This is a genomic window from Acuticoccus kandeliae (assembly GCF_003073115.1).
In genome coordinates, this window is sequence record NZ_QBBV01000148.1 from 1 (window position 1) to 317 (window position 317).

At 72.9% G+C, this 317-nt stretch carries 1 pseudogene; it reads left to right on the top strand.

Going from position 1 to position 317, the window contains the following annotated elements:
* Nucleotides 1–317 (top strand): annotated as a pseudogene (locus DBV35_RS29700) (signal recognition particle protein); the annotation flags it as partial.

The following is a 317-nucleotide window of genomic DNA, read 5'->3' on the forward strand; positions in this document are numbered from 1 at the left end:
TCCGATCTGTTCCGGTGAGCTCCCCGAGGGCCCCGGCGACCCGGTCGGCGTCGCCCGCGACGGCATCGCGCACGCCCGGGACAAGCAGTACGACGTGGTCGTCGTCGACACCGCGGGCCGCCTCGGCGTCGACGAGGAGCTGATGCGCCAGGCGTCTGACATCCGGGACGCGGTGCAGCCCGACGAGGTCCTGTTCGTCGTCGACGCGATGATCGGTCAGGACGCCGTGGCCACGGCCGAGGCGTTCCGCGACGGCGTCGGCTTCACCGGTGTCGTCCTCACCAAGCTCGACGGCGACGCCCGCGGTGGTGCCGCAC